Annotated in this window: 7 protein-coding genes; 6 read left to right on the top strand and 1 reads right to left on the bottom strand. The window is 73.0% G+C overall.

Features of this window, described 5'->3' with window-relative positions:
• A partial coding sequence (locus tag E3T37_RS01170; RefSeq protein WP_134365033.1) for a M23 family metallopeptidase occupies window positions 1-1,169 on the top strand: 1,169 nt, incomplete at its 5' end.
• A gap of 30 nt (window positions 1,170-1,199) precedes the next feature.
• Here the strand turns inward: E3T37_RS01170 and E3T37_RS01165 are convergent.
• Complete coding sequence (locus E3T37_RS01165; protein ID WP_134365032.1) at window positions 1,200-1,601, bottom strand: PPOX class F420-dependent oxidoreductase; 402 nt, start codon at window positions 1,599-1,601, stop codon at window positions 1,200-1,202.
• A 101-nt stretch (window positions 1,602-1,702) separates the two neighbouring features.
• Between E3T37_RS01165 and E3T37_RS01160 the strand changes: the two genes are divergently transcribed.
• The 5 genes from E3T37_RS01160 to hutI all read left to right on the top strand — a co-directional run bounded on the left by E3T37_RS01160 (window position 1,703) and on the right by hutI (window position 8,250).
• Window positions 1,703-2,374: an IclR family transcriptional regulator gene (locus E3T37_RS01160; RefSeq protein WP_134365031.1), complete on the top strand. Its 672-nt coding sequence runs from the start codon at window positions 1,703-1,705 to the stop codon at window positions 2,372-2,374.
• Between the two features lie 72 nt (window positions 2,375-2,446).
• On the top strand, window positions 2,447-4,105 hold the full coding sequence (gene hutU / locus E3T37_RS01155; RefSeq protein WP_134365030.1) for a urocanate hydratase: 1,659 nt from the start codon (window positions 2,447-2,449) through the stop codon (window positions 4,103-4,105).
• Window positions 4,106-4,265: 160 nt separating this feature from the next.
• Window positions 4,266-5,477, top strand: coding sequence for an allantoate amidohydrolase (locus E3T37_RS01150; RefSeq protein ID WP_241994516.1), 1,212 nt, complete (start codon window positions 4,266-4,268; stop codon window positions 5,475-5,477).
• Complete coding sequence (locus E3T37_RS01145) at window positions 5,474-7,021, top strand: formimidoylglutamate deiminase (RefSeq protein WP_134365028.1); 1,548 nt, start codon at window positions 5,474-5,476, stop codon at window positions 7,019-7,021. The genes E3T37_RS01150 and E3T37_RS01145 overlap by 4 nt, the downstream gene beginning before the upstream one ends.
• Window positions 7,018-8,250 (top strand): imidazolonepropionase, encoded by a 1,233-nt coding sequence (hutI, locus tag E3T37_RS01140; protein ID WP_134365027.1) that lies wholly within the window; start codon window positions 7,018-7,020, stop codon window positions 8,248-8,250. Before E3T37_RS01145 ends, hutI begins: the two co-directional genes overlap by 4 nt.
• The last annotated feature ends 85 nt before the right edge of the window (window positions 8,251-8,335 follow it).

Raw genomic sequence — 8,335 nt, 5'->3', positions numbered from 1 at the left:
CCCAGCCCCTGCCCGCCCCGCCGGCGGCCGCCGCGCCGCTCCCGTCCGCACAGCCCTCCGGCTCGGCCTCAAGCGCCCGCGCCCTTGCCGAAGCCAGGGCGATCGCCGCGCAGCGCGCCGCCGAGTCGAGAACGGCTGCCGCCGTGCACGCCGCGGCCTACGCATCCGCTCTGGCACGCCAGCAAACGGCTCAGGCGGCCTACGACACGAACCGGCTCGCCTACGCGTCCGCCAAGGCCGACTTCGACGCCGTCACCGGCCGGGCGACCCTCGCGCACGACCTCAGCGTCGGGGCCGATGCCAGGGCCGAAGCGTCCAAGCGGGCGCTGGCCACGCTGGTGCGGGCACGGCTGCAGCAGCCCGGCACCGCCTCCCTCGACCTGCTGCTCTCCGAAGCCCACGGGGACAACCTGCTGCAGCAGCTCGGGACCCTGGACACCCTCTCCCGGCTGACGTCGAATCTGGGCAAGGTGCAGGAGCGGGTTCAAGCGGATGCCCAACTCGCGCAGTCACTGCGGGACCAGGACGCCGGACTGCAGGCGTTGATCGGCACCATTCCGCTGGACGCCACCCGCTCCGCGATGGAGGCCTCCGAGGCGGACCTCAACGCGGCGACGAGCGAGCTGTCCGCCCTCGCGGCGAGCGCCCCGGCCACGTTCGAGACGACGCCGCTACCCGAGCAGTCTGCCCCGCCCGAGCAGACCACCCTGCCCGACTTACTCTCCCGCGCTGACGTCGGCCAACTCAGCAGTCAGGGCTGGGCCTTCCCTGCCATCGGCCACGTCACCGACGGCTTCGGCCCCCGGCCCGACCGCCCGATGCCCGGGGTGAGCGCGTTCCACCGTGGCACCGACATCAGCGCGGCCTGCGGCGCCGCCGTCTACGCGGCCACCTCGGGCGTCGTCACCGCCGCCGGCCCCCAGGGCACCTACGGCAACTGGATCCAGATCGACCACGGCAACGGCGTCGAAACCGGCTACGCGCACATCGCTGACGGGCAGACGTTCGTCAGCGTCGGGGAGAGCGTGATCGCCGGCCAGGTGATCGCGGGGGTGGGGAGCACGGGCGCCTCCACGGGCTGCCACCTGCATTTCGAGGTCAGGCTCGACGGCACGGCCATCGACGCCCGGCCGTTCCTCGCTCAACGCGGCGTGCTGCTCGGCGACTGACCGGCTGCGGCTCAGCGACTGCTCAGCCGTCTAGTCTGTCTGCCCGGCTGTGATCACGAGGGCGACGGACTCCGTGGTCGATCCCCGGAGCCGCTGGGCGGCGCGGATGGCGCGGTACTTCAGGCCGTACTTCCCGAGCAGCGCCGAGTCGAGCACGGCGAGGGTCTCCGCGTCGGTGTGCACGAGGGCCCGGGCGGTGACCGTCGCCGCGCCCGGCGTCACGACTCCGCGGGCGGTACAGGGGGTGAGCTCGATCCGCTCGGTGTGCCGCAGGCGCTTGACCTTGCCGCTGGTGCCGCCCGTCGTGACGAGCAGCCGGTCGGCATCCGCCGCGATCCAGACGGGGGTGCCCACCGCATCCCCCGTCTTGCGAAAGGTCGTCAGGAGCACGTATTGCTCGGCCCCGAGGGCCAGCAGCGCGGTTGTCGTCATAGTCGATTATGTCGCGCGGGTGGCCGAAACACCGTCTGGCTATTGCCATTGCACGACATCTGTATTTTACTGGATGACACAGAACGCATCGAAGGAGCATTATGGCCGAGTCATCCACCCGCACCGTGGAGCGCGCCCTCGATCTGCTCGCGGTGATCTGCGACGGCGACGGGCTCACCCTCTCCGAGAGCTCCCGGGCGGTCGACCTTTCCCCGAGCACCGCCCTCCGCCTGCTGCGCACCCTGGAGACCCGCGGCTTCGTGCGCAAGACCGACGATGGGGCCTACCTGCCCGGCAGCCGCATCATCCAGCTCGGCGCGCAGTCGCTCAGCAGCGAATCGCTGGTCACGCTGTGCCGCCCGGCCATGGAACGACTCGTCGCCGACACCGGCGAATCCGTCTACCTGAGCGTGGCGGGCCACGACCGATCCGCCCTCTACATCGCCATCGCCCCGGGCACCCATTCCGTGCGCCACGCGAACTGGGTCGGCCGCACCGTGCCACTCGACGGGTCCGCTGCCGGGCAGGTCCTCGCCAGGCAGACCCCGACGGCCGGTTACGTCGTCGTCGAACGTGGCGTCGAAACGGATGTCACGGCCCTCGCCGCCCCCATTCGTTCCGAAGCGAACGTCGTCGCAGCCCTCAGCCTGGTCATCCCCAGCTACCGGGTGACGCCGGGCGATATCGGTCGCTACGGCCCCCTGCTCGCGCGCGCCGCCGGGCAGGTGTCGGCGGGCCTAGGCCGCGCCGAGCGCCTCCCCGCTCCGTCCTGACCTCACCGACGAGCCCACGAAAACCGACGCCCCACGAACCCGAACATTCCGCGAACACTGAAGGAGACACCGATGTCCGAATCCCGCCCCGTGCGCGCCGCCCGCGGAACCGAGCTGACCGCGAAGAGCTGGCAGACCGAGGGGCCGCTGCGGATGCTGATGAACAACCTCGACCCGGAGGTCGCCGAGCACCCGGAGAACCTGGTCGTCTACGGCGGGACCGGCAAGGCCGCGCGCAGCTGGGAGGCCTACGACGCGATCGTGCGCACCCTCACCACGCTGGAGAAGGACGAGACCCTGCTCGTGCAGTCCGGCAAGCCGGTGGGCGTGTTCCGCACCCACGAGTGGGCGCCGCGGGTGTTGATCGCCAACTCCAACCTGGTCGGCGACTGGGCCACCTGGCCGGAATTCCGCCGCCTCGAGGCGCTCGGGCTGACCATGTACGGCCAGATGACGGCCGGTTCCTGGATCTACATCGGCACCCAGGGCATCCTGCAGGGCACCTATGAAACCTTCGCCGCCGTGGCCGCCAAGAGGTTCGGTGGAACCCTGGCCGGCACCCTCACCCTCACCGGGGGCGCCGGCGGCATGGGCGGCGCCCAGCCGCTCGCCGTCACGATGAACGAGGGGGCCGTGCTGATCGTCGACGTCGACGAGAGCCGGCTGAGGCGCCGGGTCGAGCACGGCTACCTCAACGAGCTGGCGACCGACCTCGACGACGCCGTCGCCCGTGTGCTCGCGGCGAAGGCCGAGAAGCGCGCCCTGTCGGTGGGCGTGGTCGGCAACGCGGCCACCGTGTTCGCCGAACTGCTCGAACGCCGGGTTCCGATCGACATCGTCACCGACCAGACCAGCTCGCACGACCCGCTCGCCTACCTGCCTGAGGGCGTCACCGTGGCGGAGTGGCACGCCTACGCGGCCGCGAAGCCGGAGGAGTTCACGGAGCGGGCCCGGGCATCCATGGCGAAGCAGGTCACCGCAATGGTGGGCTTCCAGGATGCCGGCGCCGAGGTCTTCGACTACGGCAACTCGATCCGGGCCGAGGCGCAATTGGGCGGCTGTGCGCGCGCGTTCGACTTCCCGGGGTTCGTGCCCGCGTATATCCGCCCCCTGTTCGCGGAGGGCAAGGGGCCGTTCCGCTGGGTGGCGCTCTCGGGCGACCCGGCCGACATCGCGGCCACCGACAGGGCGATCGTCGAGCTGTTCCCCGAGGACGAGCCCCTGCGCCGGTGGATCACGAAAGCGCAGGGGAAGGTTCACTTCGAGGGCCTGCCAGCCCGGATCTGCTGGCTCGGCTACAAGGAACGCCACCTCGCCGGGATCAAGTTCAACGAGATGGTCGCGTCGGGCGAGCTCAGTGCCCCGATCGTGATCGGCCGCGACCACCTCGACTCCGGCTCGGTCGCGTCGCCGTACCGGGAGACCGAAGGCATGAAAGACGGCTCCGACGCGATCGCCGACTGGCCGCTGCTGAACGCCCTGCTGAACACGGCGTCCGGCGCCACCTGGGTGTCGATCCACCACGGCGGCGGCGTCGGGATCGGCCGCAGCATCCACGCCGGCCAGGTCATCGTGGCCGACGGCACCCCCCTGGCGGCCGAGAAGATCGAGCGCGTGCTCACCAACGACCCCGGCACCGGGGTGATGCGGCACGTCGACGCCGGCTACGAGCGGGCCGAAGAAGTCGCCCGCGAACGCGGCCTGCGCGTGCCGATGTGGGAGTCGGAGTGAGCCCGGCAGTCGGGGCTGCGGGGTTGTTCGCTCATTTCTTCCGTGAGGGGTCCCACATCGACCTTCGCGAGCCCTTTGAGGGTCGATGTGGGACCCCTCACGGGCTCGGAGCCGGCGGCGCGCGAGCGGTTACGTGCGCAATGTGGGAGTGGGAGTCAGAGTGAGCGAACTGGCCCACGGGACCCTCGCCGGTCTCGCCGAGATCGCCGACATCGGCCGGGATGCCCGCCGCGGCGGGTATTCGCGCCAACTCTGGCAGGGGCCCGACCTCGAGTTGCGGGCCTGGTTCGCCCTGCGCGCCGAGCGTCTCGGGCTCGCGGTCGAGACGGACCGCAACGGCAACCTCTGGGCCTGGTGGGGAACCCCGGGGCCGGATGCCGTCGTCACCGGCAGCCACCTGGATTCCGTGCCGGGCGGCGGCGCCTACGACGGCCCGCTCGGCGTCGTCAGCGCGCTGGAGGCGGTCGGCCGGCTGCAGGCATCCGGCTTCACGCCCTCCCGTCCCTGCGCGGTGCTGGTCTTCGCCGAGGAGGAGGGATCCCGGTTCGGGATCGCCTGCCTGGGCTCGAGGCTCCTGACCGGCGGCATCGACGCCGACCGGGCGCGCGCCCTGACGGATGCCGACGGCATCACCCTGGCCGAGGCCGCCGCCACGGCCGGGCTCGACCCGCGGCGGCTCGGAGCCGACCCGGAGGCCCTGGCCCGGATCGGCCTCTTCCTCGAACTGCACGTGGAGCAGGGCCGCGGCCTGATCGACCTGGGCCGGCCGGTGGCCGTGGCCTCGTCGATCCTGGCGCACGGGCGCTGGCGGCTGACCGTGTCCGGCCAGGGCAACCACGCCGGCACCACCCTGATGACCGGGCGCCGCGACCCGATGGTAGCCGCCGCCCGCGCAATCGTCGCCGTGCAGGAGACCGCGGCGGCGATCCCGGGCGCCCGCGCGACCGTCGGCCGCCTCGAGGTCGTGCCCGGCGGCACCAACGTGATCGCGTCGAGCGTGCACGCCTGGCTCGATGCCCGGTGCGACACCGAGGCCGGCACGCGCGCGCTCGTCGCCGCGATCACGGCCCAGGTCGAGCGGGCGGTGAGCCTGAACGGATGCTCCGTCGCCGTCACCGAGGAATCCTGGACCGGCACCGTGGCCTTCGACGCAGCGCTCGCGGGGCGGTTCGCCGCTGCGCTCGGCGGGGTGCCGGCGCTGCCCACCGGCGCGGGGCACGACGCCGGCGTGCTGTCCGCGAGCGTGCCCAGCGCCATGCTCTTCGTACGCAACCCCACCGGCATCTCGCACTCGCCGGAGGAATTCGCCGAGGTCGAGGACTGCGTGGCCGGGATCGACGCGCTCGAGGCGCTGCTGCGGAGCCTGCTGTGAGCGCGGCGACGGGCGAGCCCGCCGGCGCTTCGGCGGTCGCCTACTGGTGCGAGACCCTGCTGATCGACGGAGTGCCGACTCCCGGCGTGCGGCTCGAGGCCGCCGCGGACGGCCGCATCACCCGGGTCACGCCCGGAACCCTGCCGCGATCGACGGACGTGCGGCTCGGCACCGTGCTGCCCGGGCTGGCCAACGCCCACTCGCACGCGTTCCACCGGGCGCTGCGCGGCCGCACCCACGCCGGCGGCGGCGACTTCTGGCAGTGGCGCGAGGAGATGTACCGGGTGGCCGGCCGCCTCGACCCCGACCGCTACTTCGCGCTGGCCCGCGCGGTTTTCGCCGAGATGCTGGTCAGCGGGTTCACCGCGGTCGGCGAGTTCCACTACCTGCACCACCGGCAAGACGGCAGCCGGTACCCCCGGGAACACGCCATGGAGCTCGCGCTGGCGGAGGCGGCGCGGTCGGTCGGCATCCGTCTGGTGCTGCTCGACACGCTCTACCTGGCTGGCGGCATCGGGTCACCGCTCGAGCCGGGCCAGCGCGCGTTCGGCGACGGCTCGGCGGCCGGCTGGCTGGCGCGGTGGCACTCGCTGCGCGCAGCGCTCGCGAGCGACGCAGCCGCCGAGACCGGGATGGGAGCGCACAGCGAGACGGATGCCGACCCCCGGATCAGCCTGGGCGCCGCGATCCACTCCGTGCGCGCCGTGACGCCCGACGCGATGCGCGAGGTGCTGCGAGGGCTGCCCGCTGGCGTTCCCCTGCACATTCACGTGTCCGAGCAGCCGCAGGAGAACGCGGACTGCCTGGCCGCCTACGGCGGCACCCCGACCGGGGTCCTCGCCGGGATCGGCGCGCTCGAGCCGCGGCTGAGCCTCGTGCACGCCACGCACCTCAGCGACGACGATGTGGCGCTGATCGGGGCATCCGGGGCAACGGTCGTGATCTGCCCGACCACGGAGGCCGACCTAGGCGACGGGATCGGCCCCGCCCTCCGACTGCAGCAGGCCGGCGCCCGGATCGCTATCGGCTCCGACCAGAACGCCGTCGTCGACCCCCTGCTCGAACTGCGCGGCCTGGAGGCGGGCGAGCGGCTCGCGTCGGGCCGGCGCGGCCGTTTCGCCCCGGCCGAACTCCTGTCCGCCGGGAGCCGGAACGGCTATGTGTGCCTCGGCCTCGGCGACAACCGGTCGCGTCCGGGAGACCTCTGCGACCTGGTGGAGGTGGCCGCCGACAGCATCCGCACCGCCGGGTCGCTGCCGGGCCAGCTGCCGCTGACGGCCACGGCGGCCGACGTGCGCCGGGTGATCGTGGGCGGCCGGGTCGTCGCCGACGCGGGCATTCTCGTTCCCGGCGGGACCGCGGCCGGCCCCGGGGGCTCGCTGCGTCCCGAGGTCCTGCTGCGGGACGCCCTCGCCGAACTTGACGCGGCCGACGCGCTTGAAGCGGTCGACGACTCCGCCACCGCATCCCTTTCTACTGCCGCTGCCGCCGTCGATCCGGCCTCTTCAGACACTGCCAGTCGCGCACCAGGAGACCGACCATGACCACCGAACTGATCACCGGCATCCGCGAACTGACCACCCAGGCCGATGACCGCGCCCGCCTCAACGACGCCGCGCTCGTGATCGAGGCGGGCCGGATCCTGTGGATCGGCCCGGCCTCCGCGGCCCCCGCGGCCGACACCCGCACGGATGTCGGCGGTCGCGCCGTGCTGCCCGGCTGGGTCGACACGCACACCCACCTGGTCTTCGCGGGCGACCGGGCCGCGGAATTCGAGGCCCGGATGGCGGGGCAGCGCTATGCCGCGGGCGGCATCAACACCACCGTGGCCGCGACCCGGGCGGCGAGCGAGGAACAGCTCGCCCGGGGAGCCGCCCGGCTGCGGCGGGAGGCCGAGGCCCAGGGCACCACGTTCCTGGAGACGAAGACCGGCTACGGCCTCGACCTGGCGAGCGAGACCCGGTCGGCGCGCGCCGCGACATCCGTGGCCGACGTGGTCACGTTCCTCGGCGCCCACCTCGTGCCGGACGGAATCGACCGGCGCGACTACCTCGATCTGGTCACCGGGCCGATGCTCGCCGCGGTGGCCCCTTATGCCGACTACATCGACGCGTTCTGCGAGGTCGGCGCGTTCGACGTGGAGGAGAGCCGGGAGGTGCTGCTCGCCGGCCGCGCGGCCGGCCTCGGCGTGCGCGTGCACGGCAACCAGCTCGGCTTCAGCGGCGGAGTGCGGCTCGCGGTCGAGCTCGGCGCCGCGAGCGTCGACCACTGCAATCACCTGAAGGAGCGCGACATCGAGGCGCTCGCGGGCGGGGCGACCGTGGCGACGCTGCTGCCGGCCTGCGACCTGTCCACCCGGCAGCCGTTCCCGCCGGCCCGGAGGCTGCTCGGCGCAGGGGCGAGGATCGCCCTGGCCACCAACTGCAACCCGGGCACCTCGTACACGACGTCGATGCCGTTCTGTGTTTCGACGGCGGTGCTGCAGATGGGGCTGACCATCGACGAGGCCGTCTGGGCGGCGACCCGCGGTGCCGCCGCGGCAGTCGGCCGCGAGAACGGGGCGGATGCGGCCGGGTCGCTGCGGGTGGGCGGGTGGGCAGACCTGCAGGTGCTCGACGCGCCATCCGTCGCCCATCTGGCCTACCGGCCGGGGGTGCCGCTCACCTTGGCCGTCTGGCGGCGGGGCGTGCGGAGCCGGCTCTGTGGGCTGGAGGGCTCGGATGGGCTGGACGGCTCTGGTGGCTCTGATGCCTCTGGTCGCACGGATGCCTGACGCCGGCCTGGCCTGGCTGCCGGCCACCGAGCGCGTGCCGGTCCCGTGGCGGAACGGCGGCGGCACCACTACCGAGGTGATCGTT

It is taken from the genome of Cryobacterium sp. TMT2-10 (genome assembly GCF_004403075.1).
GTDB classification, from domain to species: Bacteria; Actinomycetota; Actinomycetes; order Actinomycetales; family Microbacteriaceae; genus Cryobacterium; species Cryobacterium shii.
Note: the sequence above shows the minus strand (reverse complement) of the source record. Positions and strands in the feature narration are given on the sequence as shown.

Coding starts and splice junctions, on each gene's coding strand:
- hutU (WP_134365030.1), top strand. CDS start 2,447: ATGTCCGAATCCCGCCCCGTGCGCGCCGCCCGCGGAACCGAGCTGACC.
- hutI (WP_134365027.1), top strand. CDS start 7,018: ATGACCACCGAACTGATCACCGGCATCCGCGAACTGACCACCCAGGCC.
- E3T37_RS01160 (WP_134365031.1), top strand. CDS start 1,703: ATGGCCGAGTCATCCACCCGCACCGTGGAGCGCGCCCTCGATCTGCTC.
- E3T37_RS01165 (WP_134365032.1), bottom strand. CDS start 1,601: ATGACGACAACCGCGCTGCTGGCCCTCGGGGCCGAGCAATACGTGCTC.